The organism is Mesorhizobium sp. WSM2561, from assembly GCF_000513915.1.
GTDB classification, from domain to species: domain Bacteria; phylum Pseudomonadota; class Alphaproteobacteria; order Rhizobiales; family Rhizobiaceae; genus Mesorhizobium; species Mesorhizobium muleiense.
This window is the reverse complement of the sequence record NZ_AZUX01000018.1, coordinates 74949-93700: the sequence shown is the minus strand read 5'-3', so window position 1 is coordinate 93700 and position 18752 is coordinate 74949. Positions and strand designations below refer to the sequence as shown.

Genomic DNA, 18752 nt, shown 5'->3' with positions numbered 1-18752 from the left:
ACCAATCCAGAAGGGTCGAGCGCGGAACGGGGTGGTAGCGTTCGGTTCTGGTCCGCAGGAGCACTGCCGCGAGGTGACGGCATGGATCCAAGGGTCTGCGCCGCGTCGCTTCGCTCCTTGCTTCGCCCTAGGATGACGAAGTGGAGGATGTTTCGGCCAATCTCGAATGTCCTTGCGCCCTGCCGTGAAATCGCCGCTGAAACAATCGACGTTCGCTGCCGCTCGGCTTCCGGGACGGAGACCACTGCGTTGGCCGATGCCTGTTCCGCTGGCCTTTCTGGTGGGGCCTTGAGGAGTTCGAGCCGCCTCGCTCGACCTCGCCGCGATCGAACGCAGGGCCGACATGCCTGCCTATAACGGTTTGCGCTGTCGATCCACCCCGCCTGGCCCATAGCCGGAAGGCACGTCTTCAGCTCAATATCGCCTGAAGAATATGCGAGGGAACCATGCGAAAACTGATCTCCACCGGCTCGCCCTTCGAGAAGGCCGCCGGTTATTCACGCGCCGTGGTACAGGGCGACTGGTGTTTCGTTTCCGGAACGACCGGCTACGACTATGCGACCATGTCGATGCCGGAGACGGTCGAGGCGCAGACGCGCAATTGCCTGGCAACGATTGCCAAGGCGTTGCAGGATGGCGGCTTCGAGATGGCCGATGTGGTGCGGGCGCATTACTACATCACCGACGCGGCTTTCGTCGACATCGTCTTTCCGATCCTCGGCGAGGCTTTTGGCGACATCAGGCCGGCGGCGACGATGATCGTCTGTCAGCTCAACAAGCCGGAAATGAAGATCGAGATCGAAGTGACGGCACTGAAGCGCTGAGTTCGACGGCGGCGCAGGAGCTTTGCGCGACCTTGTCGAGGCGCGTTCATCGACAAACATGCTCTGAACCAAACGCTTGCGCGTGAGCCTCTTGGCGTTTAGCAAGGCCGCGGCTCACGACAGCGCCGCGCATCTTTTAGACGCGCAAAGGACGCTGTAGAATTTTGTTTCTGCGCATGATCCTTTCCGAAATCGATTCCGATTTCATGCGCCACTGTTAGGATGGTTCAGGATGGCTTCGAAAAATCTTCTCCTGCTCGCCGGCGATGGCATCGGCCCCGAGGCGATGGCCGAAGTGAAGAAGCTGATCGCCGCCATGAACGTCAAGCTCGACAGCGGTTTTGTCACCGATGAGGGGCTGGTTGGCGGCTGCGCCTATGACGCGCATGGCGCGGCGATTTCCGATGCCGACATGGCCAAGGCGATGGCCGCCGACGCGGTGCTGTTCGGCGCCGTCGGCGGGCCGAAATGGGATGCGGTGCCGTATGAGGTGCGCCCGGAAGCCGGACTGCTGCGGCTGCGCAAGGACATGGAGCTGTTCGCCAATCTCAGGCCGGCCATCTGCTATCCGGCGCTGGCGGCCTCCTCCTCGCTCAAGCAGGAAGTGGTCGAGGGGCTCGACATTCTGATCGTGCGCGAGCTCACCGGCGGCGTCTATTTCGGCGAGCCGAAGCAGATCATCGATCTCGGCAACGGCCAGAAGCGCGGCATCGACACCCAGGTCTACGACACGTTCGAGATCGAGCGCATCTCGGGCGTCGCCTTCGAGCTGGCACGCACCCGCCAGAACCACGTCACCTCGATGGAAAAGCGCAATGTGATGAAGTCGGGCGTGTTGTGGAACGAGGTCGTCACGCAGACGCACAAGGCCAGATATGGCGACGTCAAGCTCGACCACATGCTGGCCGATGCCGGCGGCATGCAGCTGGTGCGCTGGCCGAAACAATTCGACGTCATCGTCACCGACAATCTGTTCGGCGATATGCTGTCCGACATCGCCGCCATGCTGACCGGCTCGATCGGCATGCTGCCCTCGGCGTCGCTCGGCGCGCCGGATGTCAAGACGAAAAAGCGCAAGGCGCTTTACGAGCCGGTGCACGGTTCGGCGCCCGACATCGCGGGCAAGGGCATCGCCAACCCGATCGCCATGATCGCATCCTTCGCCATGTGCATGCGCTATTCCTTCGGCATGGTGGCCGAGGCCGACCGCCTGGAAAGCGCCATCGCCGCCGTGCTCGACCAGGGCTTGCGCACCAGGGATATTCTTTCCCCTGGCATGACCGAGGTCGGCACCGCTGAGATGGGCGACGCGATCATCGCCAGGTTCCTGGGCTGACCCTGTGGCGGTCGACGTCCGCCCGGCTTCCGGCCCCTCAAAATCGTTGTGTCGAGCTGCTAGGCCCTGACGCCCGCCGGCACCGGGCCCCACTGGTTTTCACGGGCCTGCGTTGGGATCAGCGCGAAGACCAGGATGATCAGCCAGCCGATGGTCGGGATGAGCACCGCCAGAAAAAGCCAGCCGGTCAGGCCGATGTCGTGCAGGCGACGCACGTTCAGTCCGATCCAAGGCGGGATTGTCGCCAGCACAAACGCGCCGCAAAGACCGACCGTCACTGCCGGCAAATCGTCAAGATGGCCCATGGCGTCGTCGATGAAGAGGCCGACGCCGATGACCCCGATCAGCGCGATCGTCCAGAACAGGCAATAGCCCCAATATTCCTTGCGGCGGGCACGGCCGGAGAAATTGAAGTAATTTTCAGTCAGGCCCCGCCGGAAATAATCCCACAATCCGGTAGCCGAGGCGGGACGACTTTCAGCGGACCGGCCGAAATGTTGCGGCGCCCGGGGCGCATTGCCGGCTTGGGTCGGGGGGGCGGTTGCGGCAGGCGGACTGGCAGTCTGGGCACGGATCGAAATAACGTCGCGTGCCCGCCCGCCGGCCGGCTGGAACTCGATAACCGTGCCCCTGCCTATCGCCGCCTCTCGGCGCAGATCCTCGCGCGCGAACGTGTAGCGGTTGCCGTCGGCTCCGGTGATGAAACCAAAACCCTGGTCCTCGTCATAGTGAAGCACTTCGCCGCGCATGTCCTGCCCCTCGTCCCGGTGGCCAGACTGTTCAAAGTTGCGGCAGACCGCAAGGGGTGCGTGCGCGGGAGCATCGCTCCAGACAAAAGATAGCGCGCCACTCGTGTTGGAGACGACCAATCGTCGAAGTCTGCGCCGCCCGCATCGCCCTGCCGGGCACTTCTCCCCGTATAGTGACGGGGAGAAGGACGCTGTCATCGCCGGTTTCGCCAATCGCGGGCGTCGCGGAAAGAACGCCGAGGCTGCGGCCAGCGGGCTTCTCCCCGTTTACGGGGAGAAGGTGCCGGCAGGCGGATGAGGGGCGGCCAGACCTGAATCGATTGCCTTGGCGAAGGCCAGCCCCTTGCAGGCCATGACAAGCCAACGATGCCGGCAAATCGCTAAGCCGGCCGCTTCTTCGCTTTCTTGCTCTTGGCGGGTCCGACCTTGTCGAATTTCGGCTTGCTTGCCTTCCCGGCCCAGGGCTTTGCCTCGAATGTGGCGGGGCGCTGATCGGCTGACGGTGCGCGCTTCTCGAATTTGGGCGCGTTCTGGTCGAACGCCCGCTTGCCGCGGTGCGGCTTCTTGTCCGGCCGTGGCTCCTGATAGCCGGCTCGCGACAGGTCGGGCGTGCCGTCCAGCCGCTTCACCGCGATGTTGTTCTGCAGCTTGCGGTCCGGGCCGATCGCCTGGAAAAACCGGTCGGCCCAATCCGCCGCGATCTGCACGAAGGTTTCCTCCGGCTGCATCTTGATGGCGCCGATCTCGCGCTTGGAGATGCCGCCGGTCCGGCACAGCATCGGGATCAGCCAGCGCGGCTCGGCATTCTGCCTGCGTCCCACCGACAGCGAGAACCAGACGCTGTCGCCGAAATCGTCGCGGCGGCTTGGCGCCTCGTCGCGACGGGCGGATCTATCGCCAGAGGGCCTGTCGCCCGACGGCGTGAACGGAGCGACGTCTAAAAGATCCTCGGGCGCCGAACGGCTGGAACGGCACAGACGCACGAAGGCGGCGGCCACCTGATCGGGGCCGTGCTGCTCAAGAAGGGCATCGATGAAGCCGCGTTCATCATCCGTCACAGGCTCGCTGAAGACCGGGTCGGCGAGGATGCGCTCGTCGTCGCGGCGCAGGACGTCGTCGGCCGAAGGCGGGCTTGCCCATGTCGCCGCAAGGCCAGCGCTTTGCAGCAGCCGTTCGGTGCGCCTGCGAGCATTGTTGGGCACGATCAGCGCGCTGACACCCTTGCGTCCCGCCCGTCCCGTCCGCCCGCTTCGGTGCAGCAGCGTCTCCGGATTGGTCGGCAGGTCGGCGTGGATCACCAGTTCGAGGTTGGGCAGGTCGATGCCGCGCGCCGCCACGTCGGTGGCGATGCAGACTTTTGCGCGGCCGTCGCGCATCGCCTGCAGCGCGTGGCTGCGCTCGTTCTGGCTCAGCTCGCCCGAAAGCGCGACGACGGAAAAGTTGCGGTTGTTGAAGCGCGCGGTCAGGTGATTGACGGCAGCGCGTGTATTGCAGAACACCAGTGCGTTCTTCGCCTCGTAATAGCGCAGCACGTTGATGATGGCATTTTCCCGGTCGGCCTGGGCTACGCTCAGCGCCCGGTATTCAATGTCGAGATGCTGCTTCTCCTCGCCGGCGGCCGAGATGCGCACCGCATCGCGCTGGTAGCCCTTGGCCAGCGTCGCGATGGAGCGCGGCACGGTGGCCGAAAACATCAAGGTGCGGCGCTCGGCCGGCGCGGCGTCGAGGATGAATTCCAGATCCTCGCGAAAGCCGAGATCGAGCATCTCGTCGGCCTCGTCGAGCACCACTGCCTTCAGCTCGGACATGTCGAGCGAATTGCGGGTAATGTGGTCGCGCAGCCGGCCGGGCGTGCCGACGACGATATGGGCGCCGCGCTCCAACGTGCGGCGCTCGGTGCGCATGTCCATGCCGCCGACGCAGGACGCTATCGCTGCGCCGGTCAGTTCGTAGAGCCATTCGAGCTCGCGCGTCACCTGCAAAGCGAGCTCCCGCGTCGGTGCCACGGCCAGCGCCAGCGGTGCTGCGGCTTGGGAAAAGCGCTCGGCGCCGTCGAGAAGGGTCGGCGCCAGAGCCAGCCCGAAGGCGACGGTCTTGCCGGAGCCGGTCTGGGCGGAAACCAGCGCATCGGCCTGTCCGAGCTCGAGTACCGCCTTCTGCACCGGCGTCAGCTCGACATAGCCGCGTTTTTCCAGCGCCTTTGCCAGCGCGGGGACAAGTGCTTCGAAATTGGACATTTCACTCTTTCGGAATTCGGATTCTTTTATGCCCGGCAATGGGTCATCCGTCGGCGAGCGCCAGGAGCGCCACGAGCCAAACGATCCAATCGTTCGTACTTCGCGCCGCCGCCATTGTACAGGGCAAGCCGCCTGGCTGCGTCGCGATTGACTCTTTACGCAAACCGCGTAAAAGCCGGCACCGAATGGGGTAGTTTCGATGCGCGGCCTTTTGATGGCGCTTCTTGCCTTCGACTTCCCGGGCCGCAATACGAACCATTGGGCCGGGCGTTTCGGCGCGTCTGCTCGTTCCAGCAAAACCACGTTCTTGGCCAAAAAAACCGGTAAAACGACCACTAAAACGGTCTGATTCCCTTGGCCTAACCACCCTCTCCCGGGTCCGGCCCGGGGGTTGAAACCCGCATCGGCCGGCGGGTTTTCTCCAAAGAAACCGAGCGGAGAGGACAGGAGATTTCGATGAGTTTCAAGGTTGCAATCGTCGGCGCCACGGGCAATGTGGGTCGGGAAATGCTCAACATACTGGAAGAGCGCGGCTTTCCGGTGAGCGAGGTGGTGGCGCTGGCCTCGCGGCGCAGCCAGGGCACGGAAGTGTCGTTCGGCGACCGCACGCTGAAGGTCAGGACGCTCGACCAATATGATTTTTCCGACACCGACATCTGCATCATGTCGGCCGGCGGCAACGTCTCGAAGGAATGGTCGCCGAAGATCGGCAAGCAGGGCTGCGTCGTCATCGATAATTCGTCGGCCTTCCGCTATGACCAGGACGTGCCGCTGATCGTGCCGGAAGTGAACCCGGACGCGATTTGGCTGTTCACGCGCAAGAACATCATCGCCAACCCGAACTGCTCCACGGCGCAGCTGGTCGTGGCGCTGAAGCCGCTGCATGACCTCGCCACCATCAAGCGTGTCGTCGTCGCCACCTATCAATCGGTGTCCGGCGCCGGCAAGGAAGGCATGGACGAACTGTTCACGCAGACCCGCGCGGTGTTCGTCGCCGACCAGGTCGACGTCAAGAAGTTCACCAAGCGCATCGCCTTCAACGTCATCCCGCACATCGACGTCTTCCTCGACGACGGCTTCACCAAGGAAGAATGGAAGATGGTCGCCGAGACCAAGAAGATGCTCGACCCCAAGATCAAGCTGACGGCGACCTGCGTGCGCGTGCCGGTGTTCATCGGCCATTCGGAAGCGGTCAATATCGAGTTCGAAAAGCCGATCACCGCCGAGGAAGCACGTGAGATCCTGCGCGAAGCGCCGGGCTGCCAGGTTCTCGACAAGCGCGAGGACGGTGGCTACATCACGCCGCTGGACTCGGCCGGCGAGGACGCGACCTTCATCTCGCGCATCCGCGAGGATTCGACCGTCGACAACGGGCTGTCGATGTGGATCGTCTCCGACAATCTTCGCAAGGGCGCGGCACTCAACGCAGTGCAGATCGCCGAATTGCTGATCGAGCGCGGGCTGATCCAACCGAAGAAGAAGGCGGCGTAGTTTTCGCTCACGGGCCGTATCGCCGCTGCCGCGGCGGGCCCCCCGCGGGGGCGCCGGACGACCGGCGGCCCGCAGTCGCGGGCTCGGCCTTCGGCCGGTTAGCTCCCTTCTCCCCGTTCACGGGGTGAGAAGTGGTCCGCGAAGCGGACGGAAAGCCAATTGCTTGGCTTTCCGAACGACGAACGCCCGTAGCGACAGCGAAGGGCCGGGGTCCCGGCAGGGGGATGAGGGGCGGCACGGCGTCTCAAATTCTGCTCAGTTAACGATTCTCTTCCGCCAGCTTCGTCAGTATGGCCATCGCCTCCACCGCCCGGTCGGCGGGGACGAACAGATGGTCGTGATAAAAGGCCGAGACTGGATTGACGCCCATGCCGACGGCGGCAAGACGCATGGTGATGGCGGCAAGGAAGCCTACCGCCTCCAGCGACGAATGGATGTTCAGCGTCACCATGCGGCAGCGAAACACGATCTCCAGGCCAGCGGCCTCGGCTTCCTCCTCTAGCGCGATCACCGTCGTCCCCTCGCGCTCGCGAAACAGCATCACCGGCTCGAGGCTGTCCGGTACGGGCGCATCGGGCGGCAGTGTGGCGAAGACGTGGATGCCGGGACGCAATTCCGGCGTCATCGTTGCCAGCAGTTTGTTCAGATCGGTCTCGCCGGCCATCGATTGCTCCCGAATGTCTTGCAGACTTTCGATAACGTGCTCGGCCCCAGGCCGGCAAGACGACATCGCCATGTCGCTGGCGGCTGGGCTTGTGCGTGTATTGCGTCGCACAATGGAACCGATCAGGATCATTGCCGGTCCGTGAAAGGGGTTTCGATGATCGTTCGCCCGCGCCCGGGATTTTTGCATCTGTTCTTCATCATGCGCGGCTCGGTGGTGCCGCGCATCCTGCCGCAGATCTTTGGCTTCGGCATTTATGGCGCACTGGTGGTGCTGGCGGTCAGGGCCCTGCAGCTTGACCTCGGCAATGCCGGGCCCGCGCCGCTCGCCTTGCTCGGTGTGGCGCTGTCGATCTATCTCGGCTTCCGTAACAATGCCGCGTATGACCGCTGGTGGGAGGCGCGCAAGCTGTGGGGCCAGCTTGTGTTCGACATTCGCAATCTGGCGCGCGCCAGCACCGGGTTGATCGAGGATCGGGTCGAACTGCGCGGGCTGCTGATGGAGGCGATCGCCTTCTGTCACTTCCTGCGCGGCCTGCTTCGGCGGGTCGATGCCACGACCGAAGCACGCGCGTTCATCGATGAAGCGGCCGAAAGTGCTGCCAAGCTGGCCAACCCGCCAGACGCCATGCTGAGGCGGATGGGCGAGCGAGCCGCGGCGTTGTACAGGGCCGGCGCAATCGATGTCATGGGCTACCGCATTCTCGACGAGCGCCTGTCGCAAATCGCCGCAGCACAGGCCGGCTGCGAGCGCATCATGGGAACACCGCTTCCGTTTGCCTACACGCTGCTGTTGCAGCGCACCGCCTATATCTTCTGCCTGCTGCTGCCGTTTGGGCTGGCCTCGACTGCCGGTTGGGCGACGCCGCTGTTCACGGCGCTGATCGCTTACACCTTTTTCGGCCTCGACGCGCTTTCGGAGGAACTCGAGGACCCGTTCGGCACCGAGGCCAACGATCTCGCCCTCGACGGTCTGTGCCGCGTCTGTGAAATCTCGGTGTTCGAGGCGCTCGGCGAAGCGCCGCCAAAAATGATCCCCGCCAAAAAATACTATTTTTCCTAGGGTTTGTTCCCGCGCTCACCGAAGCACCGTGCGCTGGAAAAATCATAGGCGTGTCGGATCGCCGCCTCACGCCGCGTCCTTGGTTCGACCCTCGCCAAGAGGGCTCGAAACAACCGGAGGACCAATGACCATGTCTCAAACAGCATCCGTCACGCCGAGCGCGCTGTGGACCGGCCGCGGGCTCAGCGCCCTCATCGTGCTGTTCATGATTTTCGACGGCGTCATCAAGCTGCCGCCGCTCGATATCGTCACCCAGACCATGGTGCAACTCGGCTGGCCGGCCGATCCCGATGTCTCGCGCATGCTCGGCATCGTCGGGCTGGTCTCGACTGCGCTCTATGCGGTGCCGCGCACCTCGGTGCTCGGCGCCGTCCTGCTCACCGCCTATCTCGGCGGCGCCATCGCGACCCACGCGCGTCTTGGCAGCCCGCTGTTCTCGCACACATTGTTCGGCGTCTATCTCGGCCTCATTCTGTGGGGCGGCCTTTTCCTGCGCAATCCCGGGGTGCGCTCGCTGATCCCGTTCAGCCGATAGCGGCGGCGTCAAAAGCCTTTCGATGGCGGTCGCGCCGCCCGCCACCCTTCTTCCTTGTCCTTGGATCAAATCGCCCGGTTGCGAGTTAGACGATGTGGGGCGAGGACGGAAAACCCCATTTGGGAGGAGCGACGATGAAGAAACTGGTGGTCCTGATGATATTGGCAACCTCGCTCGCAGCCTGTTCGCGGACGGAACAGGGCGCCGCGGTCGGTGGCCTGGGTGGCGCTGCTGTCGGCGCTGCCGTTGCAAATGACCCGGTGGAGGGAGCTGTTGTTGGTGGTGCTGTCGGCGCCGTCGCCGGCGCACTGATCGGTCGTGCTACCGAACCCGGCCGGTGCCGCTATCGCGATCGCTATGGACGCGTCTACATCGCCCGCTGCCCGGCAGGCTATTGATCGGGCCGCGTTTAGCTCCGACGAAATAAAACGGCGGGCAAAGCGCCCGCCGTTCCGTAAGCGATAAAAAGCGGATTATTCGGCGGTCGCGGCTTCCGCCTCGGCCGGCGCGGCTGCCGCGGCGGCAACGGCGGCGGCTGCATCGTCCTGCGCCTTCTTCAGAAGTGCGGCGCGCTCCTGCGCCTTCTTGCCGGGCTCGGCCTTCTTCGGATTGGAGCGGGCTTCACGCTTGGCGATGCCGGCCTCGTCGAGGAAGCGCAGCACGCGGTCGGTCGGCTGGGCGCCGTGCGAGAGCCAATGCTTGACGCGGTCGGCGTCGACCTTGACCCGCTCGCCGTCCTTGGGCAGCAGCGGGTTCCACGAGCCGAGCGACTCGATGAAACGGCCGTCGCGCGGCGAACGGGCGTCGGCGACGACGACGTGGTAATAGGGACGCTTTTTCGAGCCCGCACGGGCCAGTCGGATTTTCAATGGCATTTCTTTTCTCCTAAAAACGCTGATTTTCGGGTTTACGGCTGGTCCTCAGCCGGTTTTCGTTCCGCCGTTGGATGCGGCGATATGCTCGTGATGGCGGATCACTTCGCGGACGACGAAGTTCAGGAATTTCTCCGCGAAATCCGGGTCGAGATGGGCGTCCTTCGCCAGTTGGCGAAGGCGGGCGATCTGCTGCTGCTCGCGCGCCGGATCGGCCGGCGGCAGGCCATGCGATGCCTTCAGCTCGCCGACCGCCTTGGTGCAGCGGAAACGCTCGGCCAGCATGTGGATGAGCGCTGCGTCGATGTTGTCGATCGAGGCGCGGTAGTCGACCAGCGCCGCGCGTGCGTCGGCCATGTCCTTCTCTTCGTTCATCGCGCCCTCACTTCTTCTTGCCAGGGGCGTTCTTGCCGAGCATTGGCAGACCGCCGCCGGATCCTGGCAAACCAGGAAGCTTCATGCCGCCGGGCAGCCCAGGCAGACCACCGCCACCTGGGAGGCCACCGGGAAGACCCTTCATGCCGCCGAGACCGGCTGCCTGTGCTTGCTTCTGCAAGGCTTCGAGCTGCTTGGGGTCCATCCTGGACAGGTCCGGCATGCCGCCGCCCATCATGCCGCCCGGGCCACCCATGCCCCCTGGCATCATGCCGCCGAGTCCCATCTTCTGGGCCAGACCGCCCATCATGCCACGCATCAGGCCACCGCCTTTGCCCTTGCCGCCCATCGCTTTCATCATGTCGGCCATGCCGCGGTGCATCTTCAGGAGCTTGTTGATCTCGGCCGCATCGGTGCCGGAGCCTGCGGCGATGCGCTTCTTGCGCGAGTGCTTCAGAATATCGGGGTTGGCGCGCTCGGCCTTGGTCATCGACGAGATGATGGCGAGCTGGCGGCCGAACATCTTGTCGTCGAGACCGGCGGCAGCCATCTGGTCCTTCATCTTGCCCATGCCCGGCATCATGCCCATGATGCCGCCCATGCCGCCCATCTTCGACATCTGCTGAAGCTGGCCGGCAAGATCGTTCAGGTCGAACTTGCCCGACTGCATCTTCTTGGCCATCGCCGCCGCCTGCTCGGCGTCGATGTTTTCGGCAGCCTTTTCGACGAGGCTGATGATGTCGCCCATGCCGAGAATGCGGTCGGCGATGCGCTTGGGATGGAATTCCTCCAGCCCGTCCATTTTCTCGCCGGTGCCGATCAGCTTGATCGGCTTGCCGGTGACGGCGCGCATGGAAAGTGCCGCACCACCACGGCCGTCGCCATCCATACGGGTCAGCACCAGGCCGGTGATGCCGACGCGCTCATCGAAGCTTTTTGCCAGATTGACGGCATCTTGGCCCGTCAGCGAATCGGCGACCAAAAGGATTTCGTGCGGCGACGAGACCTTCTTGATGTCGGCCATCTCGACCATCAGCGGCTCGTCTATATGGGTGCGGCCGGCGGTGTCGAGGATGACGACGTCATGGCCGCCGAGCTTTGCCGCCTGCACGGCGCGGCGGGCGATGTCGACCGGCGTCTGGCCCTCGACGATCGGCAGCGTGGCGACCTTGACCTGCTCGCCGAGCTGACGGAGCTGCTCCTGCGCGGCGGGACGCCGCGTGTCGAGCGAGGCCATCAGGACCTTCTTGTTCTGACGCTCGGTGAGGCGCTTGGCGATCTTGGCCGATGTCGTGGTCTTGCCGGAACCCTGCAGGCCGACCATCATGATGACGACTGGAGCCGGTGCATTGAGGTCGATGGCGACGCCCTCGGCGCCCAGCATCCCGACCAGCTCGTCATGGACGATCTTGACGACCATCTGCCCGGGCTTGATCGACTTCAGCACGGCGGCGCCGACGGCCTTCTCGCGCACCTTGTCGGTGAAGGAACGCACCACTTCCAGCGCAACGTCGGCCTCAAGCAGCGCACGGCGAACCTCGCGCAGCGCCGCCGAGACATCGGCCTCGGACAGGGCGCCGCGGCCGGTGAGGCCGTTCAGGATCGAACCAAGACGTTCCTGTAGCGATTCAAACATTCTTTTTCCTTTTCCCTGGCACCCGGATGATGCCCGAGAGGTAATGCGTTCGCGCCCAGTATCCAACCCAAGCTGTCCAGGCAAAAGCCCAAAGCCAAAAAGCACCCGGGGGCGCACAGCGCTGCCGGATGTTGGCCTCCAGGATCGATTTACAGCACGTCGCCTCAAACAGGCTTCGGCGTCCCGGTCGGCTTGCTCGGAGGGATACTCGTCGCGGAATTCGCGGGCTGTAGACAGGAAATCGGCCGCGGAGTCAAGGTGCGGGGCCGAATACGCTGAACCGGGCCGGTTCGGTTTATGGCAGCACCACCAGCCTGATGCGCATCATCTTGGGCCGCCGGGGTGCGAAAAATCCGGCTCGACCTTCAGCGGCGAGCGCGGGTGCAACAGCAGCAGAACGGTCAACAGGCTGCAGACGATGCCGATCGCCGCGATGAGGACGGCATCAAGCGTCGTCCAGCCGGGGCCTTCGAGCGGCTTGGCGTTGAACAGGGCGAAGGAATTGTAGCTTTGCTGGTGCGAAATCAGCAGGAAGCCGGTCAGATTGTTGCCGAGGTGGGCGCCGAAGGCCGCGCCGAGATTGCCCGTGGCATAGACCACAAGCGTCAGGAGCAGCGCAAAAGCGGCGATCGAGGCCAGCACGCAGGCGTTGACGGCGGTCGTCGAGCCTGGGTTCCAATGCATCGCAGTGAACAGAAGTCCTGGCAGCAGCGCCCAGATGAAGGGGTTTTGAAACCGGTTGGCCAGGCCCCTGAGGAGATAGCCGCGAAACAGCACCTCTTCGGACGAGGTCTGCAGCAGGGTCAGCGCGGCGATCGGGATCAGGAACAGCAGCCAGGACGACAGGGCGATCGCACCGCGCGCAATGTCGGGCTGCAAGAGATAGAGCAGGATTTCGGAGAGCAGCGATGTGACCAGCACCGCGGCCAATCCCCTAAAAAATCCCGAGCGCGAAACGCGGCGGCTGGTGCCGATCAGCGCCATCAGCGGCTCGCGATGGACCCAGCGCATGGCAGCCCACAGGCCGAGCCAGATTCCGGCAAAGGAGGCGAGCGCGGCGAGGATCCCGGTGGGCGAGGCCATGAAATTCTGCACCGCCCCTCCTTCCATCGGGGCGCCGGACGATGCTTGCCAGACGACGAAGAAATAGGCGCCGCCGAACAGCACGGCGACGGTCGTCGCGACCCAGAACAGGACGACGATCGCCGTTCCGAGCAGGAGCCGCGGCAGGGTCGTCTTGGCGTTGGGAGTATGCCGGTAGCGCTCGAAGGCGGCAGGATCTATCACGCGGGCTCACAGGCTGGTGCTTCGGGTCGCATGATCTATTGTATCGGATCGTTCCAAGCAAATCGCTAGCCGCCAGCATTGCAAGAAAGGTCAGTTCTCCCCGTCACGATACGGGGAGAACTGCCCGGTCCACCCTCCGCAGCTGCTGCGGAGGACGGGCAGGACGATGAGGGGCGGCGCCAATCTCGACAATTGGTCTCCAACGATCATGGATTCCGTCAATTGTCCGGGCGATTGCCCTGTTCGGCACCGTCAGCGCTCGACGTACATGATGCGTCGGGTGCCGGGGTCGACCAGTGCCGGCTGACCGTTCACATAGACATAGCGGTAGTCATAGTCCGGAATCTCGCGCAACTCGACGGTATCGGGCAAGGTCGCGCCGGTAACCACCTCGCCCTCGAGATAAACCGGGTCGACCCGGTTGGTCTCGATGTAGGTGCGGACTTCGGCCGGCGGCCGCCTGATCGGCTCGATCGGCTCGCCAGCGACGATCGCTCCGGTATAGATGTCGGGATCGTCGACATCGGCGGGGGCTTCGACGATGGTAATGTCTGCGTCGGCCGGGCGCCGGGTCAGGACGACCTCGTTGCCGCCGAAATCGGCCGTCACATAGTCGGAATAGATCCAGCCTTGGCCATTGGCCTCGGCTATGGTGCACCATTTGCTGTTTTGGATGCAGCCATCGAGCGTTGCCGACTGGCCGGCGGCGAGCACGCCGATCACCGGGTATTGCGGCCCGGGGCCGGCCCGAATGTTGAGATCGGCGACCGCCGAAACGGCGGTATCGGCCAAGGCTGTGCCGGACATGGCGACAAGCGCTCCGGCGACAGCAGGAAACAGTATGCGCTTCATGGTTTCGCTCCGTGTTGATGGTCCCTCGCGAACGAAAACGAAACAAGTCCTCATGCGTTCCGGCTAAAACGCCTCGGCCGGCTCACGTTTTGTTCCGGTTTCTTTCACGACACCGGTCAGGAGTTCATGGACGAAGGCCAGCTTCTGTGCCGTCAGCTCCGAGATGACGAAGGGATAGAGGTCCGGCAGGCCCATGCAGCGGTTGATCGAGTTGGACGCTTCCGACAGCACCAGCCAGCGGGCCAGGATCTTTTCGAACGGTTCGGGAACGGCGGCAGGTTCCGACGGCGCCGGCTGCAGCTCGCCGTCGGTGTCGCCCCGCGACAGGTCGTTCGCCTCCATGGTCTCCAGCCGGCCGAGCGGGAAATTCAGCGCATGCACCATCTCCAGCGTATCGGTGATGTGCAGATGGTGCGCCCATGTCTCGGCCCAGTCCTCCCAGGGATGGGACGTGGCATAGGCGGAAATGTGGTCCTGCTGCCAGTCGGGCGGCGCGCCGTTGGCATGGTAGGCCTTCAGCGCCTGCTCGTAATCGGCGCGCTCGTCGCCGAACAAGGTGCGGAAGGCGGCAAGCCGTTGCGGGTCGTCGCGGATCAGGCGGTCCCAGTAATAGTGGCCGAGCTCATGGCGGAAATGGCCGAGCAAAGTGCGATAGTTCTCGCCCATCTCGACGCGCCGTCTTTCGCGCTCGGCCGAATCCGCCTCGGCGACATTGAGTGTGATCAGGCCGTTGTCATGGCCGGTCAGGATGCGCGCGCCACCCGGACCGCCGATCGGATCGGCAAGGAAGTCGAAGGCGAGGCCGGCCTCGTCGCCGGCGTTCCGCTTGGGCACGACCGGCAGTCCGGCGGCGAGCAGCGAATAGATGGCCCGCTTCTTTGCCGCTTCGACGCGGATCCAGCGACGGCGGTTGCCATCGACCGAAAGGTCCGGGATCAGCTGGTTCAGCGCGCAGGCGCCGCAGAAGGCATGGCCAGGTTCCGCCATCCAGTTGCAGGCGCACTCGTCGGCATTGGTGCACTGGAAGACGCCGCCGGCGCCAGACAGCACGAAGCGCGCATGCCCGGGATCGTAGAGCACGGAGCTGGCGCAGTTCAGGCACTGGGCGTTCTCGAAATAGAGGCGGTGGCCGCAATGCGGGCAATCGAAGAGCTTCATACCAATCTCGAATCACCAGATCTCAAATCACCAAGTCTCAAATCAGGACCGGATATAGTGCGCAGCGGCATATCGCCCAAACGCCTGTCGGCGGCCGGCGTTCCTGCCGTTGCTATTTTGCCGCAAGCTGGGCGGCGACCGTTCTCGCCACCGCCTCGCCCGACAGCCTGGCGCCGCCGCAGGTCTGCATCAGCGGACCGGCCAGATGCTCGCCGGCGAAGAAGATTTTTTCCGCCACCGGCTGCATCAGCGTGGCGCGCGCCTGCGAACGGCCGGGTCGGGCCGCCGCATAGGCGCCGCGCACGAACCGCTCGCCGCCCCAATTGGTCATCATGGCGCGCCCGACATGTTTTCTGACGTCGCCGCCGAAGATGGCGCACAGCCGGTCGACGACGAAGTCGACGCCTGCCGCCTCGCCCGCCGCCGACATCTCCCAAGCGAAATCGCCGCCGACGAAGCCGACCATCAGGTCGAGGTCGAAGGGAAAGCAAAGGAAGTAGATGTCGTGCCTGGCCAGCCGCTCGATCAGCAGGTCGTCGAACGGCGCCAGCCCGAGCCTTGTGCCCCTGATCTCAACCGGCAGCTTGGTCAGCATGCCCATCGGCAGGTCGAAGAAGGCAGCGAAATGCGTGTCGGGCAACGCTGGCGCGAATTCGATCTCCTCGAAGGCGAGCACCGCCGGCGAGGCGGTGACGATGACCGCCTTGGCGCGGATGGTGCCGCGATCGGTGACGCAGGCGACGCCGGGCACGTCCCAGAGGATTTTCCGCACCGGCGTCGACAGCTCGACCGGCACGTCGGCGCCGAAACGGGCGACCAGCGCGCCGAACCCCTCCTTGGTGAAGTAGTTCGGATCGAGATCGGCGGCGGCCTGAAAGTCGCGGATCGATATCTCGTCCTCGTCGGCGCCAAAGTCCATCGGCCCGGCAAAGGTGGCGGCGGCGCGCGGCGCATGGCCTTTGGCGAGCAACGCCGAAAGACGGTCGTCGTCACCAACCTTGACCTCATGCGCCGCCAGCAGCTCGAACAGCCTGACATCGGCCGCCTTCATCGCGGCCTCTTCGTCCTCGCTCGCCTTTCGGTTGCGATAATAGAGATGGTCGATATTCATGTCGTGATGATGAAGCGTCCAGCGGCCAGCTTGCGCCTCGGGAAAGTAGGGATTGCGGTCGGCCGCGTGCAGCCAGGCGCAGCCGATGTCGAAAGGAACGCCGAAATGCTGATCGCTGGTCCAGGCGCGGCCGCCGATACGGTTCATCGCTTCGACCAGCTTGAAGGAAAGGCCGGCCGCACGCAGGGTCTTGGCGGCGGAAAGTCCCGCCGAGCCGGCGCCGATGACCACGACGTCAACGTCTTCCATGAATATTCTAGCCCCCCGCCACAATAATTACTTGATCGTAAGCAAGTTGTCCGGCATTCGCCAGCGCTGCGGCGAGGATGCGTAAACGAGTTCTTAGCGCATCGGCCCCGAAAATCGGTTCCGATTCTCGGAAAGCACGATGTGCAGATGCAAGTGTTGGAGCGTACTGCATCCAGGCGGACGCACGTCGCTCCAACGGTGACAAGCGGGCGTTTCGCTGGCAAATTCGTATTCGGGACAAGATTCAGGCAACCAGGAGAGCAACATGGCATTTTTTGCCAAGGCAAAGATTTTCGCAGCGGCGGCATCGATGATGCTTGCGGCGGCAACAGCGGCACAGGCCGCCCAATGCGGCAATAATGGCGCGGGCTTCGAAGCGTGGAAGGCGGAGTTCTCGCAGGAAGCAAGGGCCAGCGGTGTAGGCTCGAAGGGTCTCGCCGCTCTGGCTAGCGCGACCTACGCAAAAAGGACGATCGCCGCCGACCGCGCTATCCACAAGGCTTTCGGTGGCTCGGTGGACGCTTTCATGAAGCGCCGTGGCGCGTCCACGATCATTTCCAAGGGCCGTTCGCTGAAGAAGTCGAACGCGGCGCTGTTCGACAAGATCGAACGGACCTACGGCGTGACGCCGGGTGTGTTGCTCGCCATCTGGGGGATGGAGACTGGCTTCGGTTCCTTCTTGGGCAAGCAGAATACGGTCTCTGCCATTGTAACGCTTGCCTATGATTGCCGCCGCCCGGAGTTCTTCTACCCGCATGCTGTTGCAGCCCTGAAACTGGTTGATCGCGGCGCGTTGAGCGCCTCGTCGGTCGGCGCCATGCATGGCGAGATTGGCCATACGCAGTTCCTGCCCGGAAATGTCTTGAAATACGGGGTCGGCAGCGGAAATCTGCGCGACAAGGCCACTGCGTTGGCTTCCACCGCCAACTTCCTCAAGGCTCATGGTTGGCAGGCGGGTGCCAGCGCACAGGCGAATCTCGGTGCAATTGCCGGCTGGAATGACGCGAGCAACTATCAACAGGCCATTGCCCGCATCGCCACGGCGATCGACGGCGAGTGATACAAGCCTCTATTCGACGGAAAGCCCGGCCATGCGCCGGGCTTTTTTGTTGGTGGCCTCGCCGTTCAGGCCCAGGGCCGCAGTTCGGCGTTCTTCTTCTCGAACGAGGCGATGGCGTCGGCCTTCTCCATGGTCAGGCCGATATCGTCGAGCCCGTTGAGCAGGCAGTGCCGCTTGAAATCGTCGAGGTCGAACTTGACCACGCCGCCATCCGGCCCGCGGATTTCCTTGGCTTCGAGGTCGATCGACAGCGTTGCGTTGGAGCCGCGCGAGGCGTCGTCCATCAGCTTGTCCAGATCCTCCGGGCTGACGGTGATCGGCAGGATGCCGTTCTTGAAGCAGTTGTTGTAGAAAATGTCGGCGAACGAGGTCGAGATGACGCAGCGTATGCCGAAGTCGAGCAGCGCCCATGGCGCATGTTCGCGCGACGAGCCGCAGCCGAAATTGTCGCCGGCGACCAGAATCTGCGCCTTGCGATAGGCCGGCTTGTTGAGCACGAAGTCGGGGTTTTCCGAGCCGTCGTCCTTGTAGCGCATTTCGGCAAACAGTCCGCTGCCGAGCCCGGTGCGCTTGATCGTCTTGAGATAATCCTTGGGAATGATCATGTCGGTGTCGACATTGACGATCGGCATCGGCGCGGCAACGCCGGTGAGCTTGGTGAATTTTTCCATAGGTCTTGCCCGTCTTCTTTTCGCTGCGGGGATATGTTGGCGCCCGGTTTACACAAAGCTGCAGGCAAATAAAAGCCGGCTGTTTTTCGGCTGGCCCTGGTCCTGGAGCACAGACCGCTTCAAAGTTGCCGCCCTATGGTGCACCTTGGCCGGCATGACAACACGTCCCAAAGTCCTCTACGCCAGCGAACCGACGCTCGACGCAGCCGAGTTCCGCCGCGTGCTGGTGGAATCCGGCCTCGGCGTCACTCGGCCCATCGATGACGATGTCCGTCTGAAGGCGATGCTTGCCAATGCAGATCTGGTGTTGACGGCGCGCCTCGATGCGCCTGGCAAGCCGCTGATTGGCCTCGCCCGAGGCATCACCGACTTCTTGTGGGTGTGCTATATTTCCGAGCTCGCCGTCTGCAAATCGGCGCAAGGGCTCGGCATCGGCAAGGGCCTGCTCGACGAAGCGCGGCGGCAGCTCGGGCCATCCGTCGCCATGTCACTGATCTCCGTGCCCGACGCCGTCGGCTTCTACGAACGGATCGGCATGACGCGGATGGCGGACGCGTTCTGGTTTGGCCGCGAGCGCTGACGG

Annotated in this window: 20 protein-coding genes; 9 read left to right on the top strand and 11 right to left on the bottom strand. The window is 63.9% G+C overall.

Annotation, left to right across the window (positions count from 1 at the left end):
- Positions 1-446: 446 nt before the first annotated feature.
- On the top strand, positions 447-824 hold the full coding sequence (locus M727_RS0117040; protein ID WP_027153684.1) for a RidA family protein: 378 nt from the start codon (positions 447-449) through the stop codon (positions 822-824).
- A 232-nt stretch (positions 825-1056) separates the two neighbouring features.
- On the top strand, positions 1057-2160 hold the full coding sequence (leuB, locus tag M727_RS0117035; RefSeq protein WP_027153683.1) for a 3-isopropylmalate dehydrogenase: 1104 nt from the start codon (positions 1057-1059) through the stop codon (positions 2158-2160).
- A gap of 59 nt (positions 2161-2219) precedes the next feature.
- On the opposite strand, the gene M727_RS0117030 is transcribed toward leuB, so the two are convergent.
- Entirely contained in the window at positions 2220-2909 is a 690-nt protein-coding gene (locus tag M727_RS0117030) for a DUF805 domain-containing protein (RefSeq protein ID WP_027153682.1), read from the bottom strand.
- Between the two features lie 380 nt (positions 2910-3289).
- Positions 3290-5146 carry a DEAD/DEAH box helicase gene (locus M727_RS0117020; protein ID WP_027153681.1) on the bottom strand — a complete coding sequence of 619 codons (1857 nt, stop codon included), beginning with the start codon at positions 5144-5146 and terminating at the stop codon, positions 3290-3292.
- A gap of 199 nt (positions 5147-5345) precedes the next feature.
- Here M727_RS0117020 and M727_RS42375 point away from each other — a divergent pair, with 199 nt between their 5' ends.
- Positions 5346-5495, top strand: a complete 150-nt coding sequence (locus M727_RS42375) for a hypothetical protein (RefSeq protein ID WP_198032651.1) — start codon at positions 5346-5348, stop codon at positions 5493-5495.
- Between the two features lie 107 nt (positions 5496-5602).
- Complete coding sequence (locus M727_RS0117010) at positions 5603-6637, top strand: aspartate-semialdehyde dehydrogenase (protein ID WP_027153680.1); 1035 nt, start codon at positions 5603-5605, stop codon at positions 6635-6637.
- A gap of 259 nt (positions 6638-6896) precedes the next feature.
- Here the strand turns inward: M727_RS0117010 and M727_RS0117005 are convergent, their stop codons facing one another.
- Positions 6897-7301 carry an ACT domain-containing protein gene (locus tag M727_RS0117005; RefSeq protein WP_027153679.1) on the bottom strand — a complete coding sequence of 135 codons (405 nt, stop codon included), beginning with the start codon at positions 7299-7301 and terminating at the stop codon, positions 6897-6899.
- 156 nt (positions 7302-7457) lie between these two features.
- Between M727_RS0117005 and M727_RS0117000 the strand changes: the two genes are divergently transcribed.
- The 3 genes from M727_RS0117000 (at position 7458) to M727_RS0116990 (ending at position 9296) form a co-directional block, all read left to right on the top strand.
- A complete protein-coding gene (locus M727_RS0117000) occupies positions 7458-8363 on the top strand; it encodes a bestrophin family ion channel (protein ID WP_023803762.1) in 906 nt (301 codons plus the stop codon).
- 124 nt (positions 8364-8487) lie between these two features.
- Positions 8488-8898: a DoxX family protein gene (locus M727_RS0116995; protein ID WP_027153678.1), complete on the top strand. Its 411-nt coding sequence runs from the start codon at positions 8488-8490 to the stop codon at positions 8896-8898.
- A gap of 134 nt (positions 8899-9032) precedes the next feature.
- Positions 9033-9296, top strand: coding sequence for a YMGG-like glycine zipper-containing protein (locus M727_RS0116990; RefSeq protein ID WP_027153677.1), 264 nt, complete (start codon positions 9033-9035; stop codon positions 9294-9296).
- A gap of 75 nt (positions 9297-9371) precedes the next feature.
- On the opposite strand, the gene rpsP is transcribed toward M727_RS0116990, so the two are convergent.
- From rpsP to M727_RS0116955, 7 genes are all read right to left on the bottom strand, one after another.
- A complete protein-coding gene (gene rpsP, locus M727_RS0116985) occupies positions 9372-9773 on the bottom strand; it encodes a 30S ribosomal protein S16 (protein ID WP_027153676.1) in 402 nt (133 codons plus the stop codon).
- A gap of 45 nt (positions 9774-9818) precedes the next feature.
- Positions 9819-10145, bottom strand: a complete 327-nt coding sequence (locus tag M727_RS0116980) for a chorismate mutase (RefSeq protein ID WP_023803766.1) — start codon at positions 10143-10145, stop codon at positions 9819-9821.
- A gap of 7 nt (positions 10146-10152) precedes the next feature.
- Positions 10153-11781 carry a signal recognition particle protein gene (gene ffh / locus M727_RS0116975; RefSeq protein ID WP_027153675.1) on the bottom strand — a complete coding sequence of 543 codons (1629 nt, stop codon included), beginning with the start codon at positions 11779-11781 and terminating at the stop codon, positions 10153-10155.
- Between the two features lie 324 nt (positions 11782-12105).
- A complete protein-coding gene (locus M727_RS0116970; protein WP_027153674.1) occupies positions 12106-13068 on the bottom strand; it encodes a type II CAAX endopeptidase family protein in 963 nt (320 codons plus the stop codon).
- A gap of 252 nt (positions 13069-13320) precedes the next feature.
- Positions 13321-13920, bottom strand: coding sequence for a DUF1236 domain-containing protein (locus M727_RS0116965; RefSeq protein WP_023803769.1), 600 nt, complete (start codon positions 13918-13920; stop codon positions 13321-13323).
- 63 nt (positions 13921-13983) lie between these two features.
- Positions 13984-15078: a putative zinc-binding metallopeptidase gene (locus tag M727_RS0116960; RefSeq protein ID WP_027153673.1), complete on the bottom strand. Its 1095-nt coding sequence runs from the start codon at positions 15076-15078 to the stop codon at positions 13984-13986.
- A gap of 112 nt (positions 15079-15190) precedes the next feature.
- Entirely contained in the window at positions 15191-16438 is a 1248-nt protein-coding gene (locus M727_RS0116955; RefSeq protein WP_027153672.1) for an NAD(P)/FAD-dependent oxidoreductase, read from the bottom strand.
- 265 nt (positions 16439-16703) lie between these two features.
- Between M727_RS0116955 and M727_RS0116950 the strand changes: the two genes are divergently transcribed.
- Positions 16704-17498 (top strand): lytic murein transglycosylase, encoded by a 795-nt coding sequence (locus tag M727_RS0116950; RefSeq protein WP_027153671.1) that lies wholly within the window; start codon positions 16704-16706, stop codon positions 17496-17498.
- A gap of 65 nt (positions 17499-17563) precedes the next feature.
- On the opposite strand, the gene leuD is transcribed toward M727_RS0116950, so the two are convergent.
- On the bottom strand, positions 17564-18169 hold the full coding sequence (gene leuD, locus M727_RS0116945) for a 3-isopropylmalate dehydratase small subunit (protein WP_027153670.1): 606 nt from the start codon (positions 18167-18169) through the stop codon (positions 17564-17566).
- A gap of 154 nt (positions 18170-18323) precedes the next feature.
- On the opposite strand from leuD, the gene M727_RS0116940 reads away from it, so the two are divergent.
- Positions 18324-18749, top strand: coding sequence for a GNAT family N-acetyltransferase (locus M727_RS0116940; protein ID WP_027153669.1), 426 nt, complete (start codon positions 18324-18326; stop codon positions 18747-18749).
- Positions 18750-18752: the final 3 nt, after the last annotated feature.

Excerpts from the sequence above, each read along its gene's own strand:
- M727_RS0117040 (WP_027153684.1), top strand. The coding sequence starts at position 447 with ATGCGAAAACTGATCTCCACCGGCTCGCCCTTCGAGAAGGCCGCCGGT.
- leuB (WP_027153683.1), top strand. The coding sequence starts at position 1,057 with ATGGCTTCGAAAAATCTTCTCCTGCTCGCCGGCGATGGCATCGGCCCC.
- M727_RS0117030 (WP_027153682.1), bottom strand. The coding sequence starts at position 2,909 with ATGCGCGGCGAAGTGCTTCACTATGACGAGGACCAGGGTTTTGGTTTC.
- M727_RS0117020 (WP_027153681.1), bottom strand. The coding sequence starts at position 5,146 with ATGTCCAATTTCGAAGCACTTGTCCCCGCGCTGGCAAAGGCGCTGGAA.
- M727_RS42375 (WP_198032651.1), top strand. The coding sequence starts at position 5,346 with ATGCGCGGCCTTTTGATGGCGCTTCTTGCCTTCGACTTCCCGGGCCGC.
- M727_RS0117010 (WP_027153680.1), top strand. The coding sequence starts at position 5,603 with ATGAGTTTCAAGGTTGCAATCGTCGGCGCCACGGGCAATGTGGGTCGG.
- M727_RS0117005 (WP_027153679.1), bottom strand. The coding sequence starts at position 7,301 with ATGGCCGGCGAGACCGATCTGAACAAACTGCTGGCAACGATGACGCCG.
- M727_RS0117000 (WP_023803762.1), top strand. The coding sequence starts at position 7,458 with ATGATCGTTCGCCCGCGCCCGGGATTTTTGCATCTGTTCTTCATCATG.
- M727_RS0116995 (WP_027153678.1), top strand. The coding sequence starts at position 8,488 with ATGACCATGTCTCAAACAGCATCCGTCACGCCGAGCGCGCTGTGGACC.
- M727_RS0116990 (WP_027153677.1), top strand. The coding sequence starts at position 9,033 with ATGAAGAAACTGGTGGTCCTGATGATATTGGCAACCTCGCTCGCAGCC.
- rpsP (WP_027153676.1), bottom strand. The coding sequence starts at position 9,773 with ATGCCATTGAAAATCCGACTGGCCCGTGCGGGCTCGAAAAAGCGTCCC.
- M727_RS0116980 (WP_023803766.1), bottom strand. The coding sequence starts at position 10,145 with ATGAACGAAGAGAAGGACATGGCCGACGCACGCGCGGCGCTGGTCGAC.
- ffh (WP_027153675.1), bottom strand. The coding sequence starts at position 11,781 with ATGTTTGAATCGCTACAGGAACGTCTTGGTTCGATCCTGAACGGCCTC.
- M727_RS0116965 (WP_023803769.1), bottom strand. The coding sequence starts at position 13,920 with ATGAAGCGCATACTGTTTCCTGCTGTCGCCGGAGCGCTTGTCGCCATG.
- M727_RS0116960 (WP_027153673.1), bottom strand. The coding sequence starts at position 15,078 with ATGAAGCTCTTCGATTGCCCGCATTGCGGCCACCGCCTCTATTTCGAG.
- M727_RS0116955 (WP_027153672.1), bottom strand. The coding sequence starts at position 16,438 with ATGGAAGACGTTGACGTCGTGGTCATCGGCGCCGGCTCGGCGGGACTT.
- M727_RS0116950 (WP_027153671.1), top strand. The coding sequence starts at position 16,704 with ATGGCATTTTTTGCCAAGGCAAAGATTTTCGCAGCGGCGGCATCGATG.
- leuD (WP_027153670.1), bottom strand. The coding sequence starts at position 18,169 with ATGGAAAAATTCACCAAGCTCACCGGCGTTGCCGCGCCGATGCCGATC.
- M727_RS0116940 (WP_027153669.1), top strand. The coding sequence starts at position 18,324 with ATGACAACACGTCCCAAAGTCCTCTACGCCAGCGAACCGACGCTCGAC.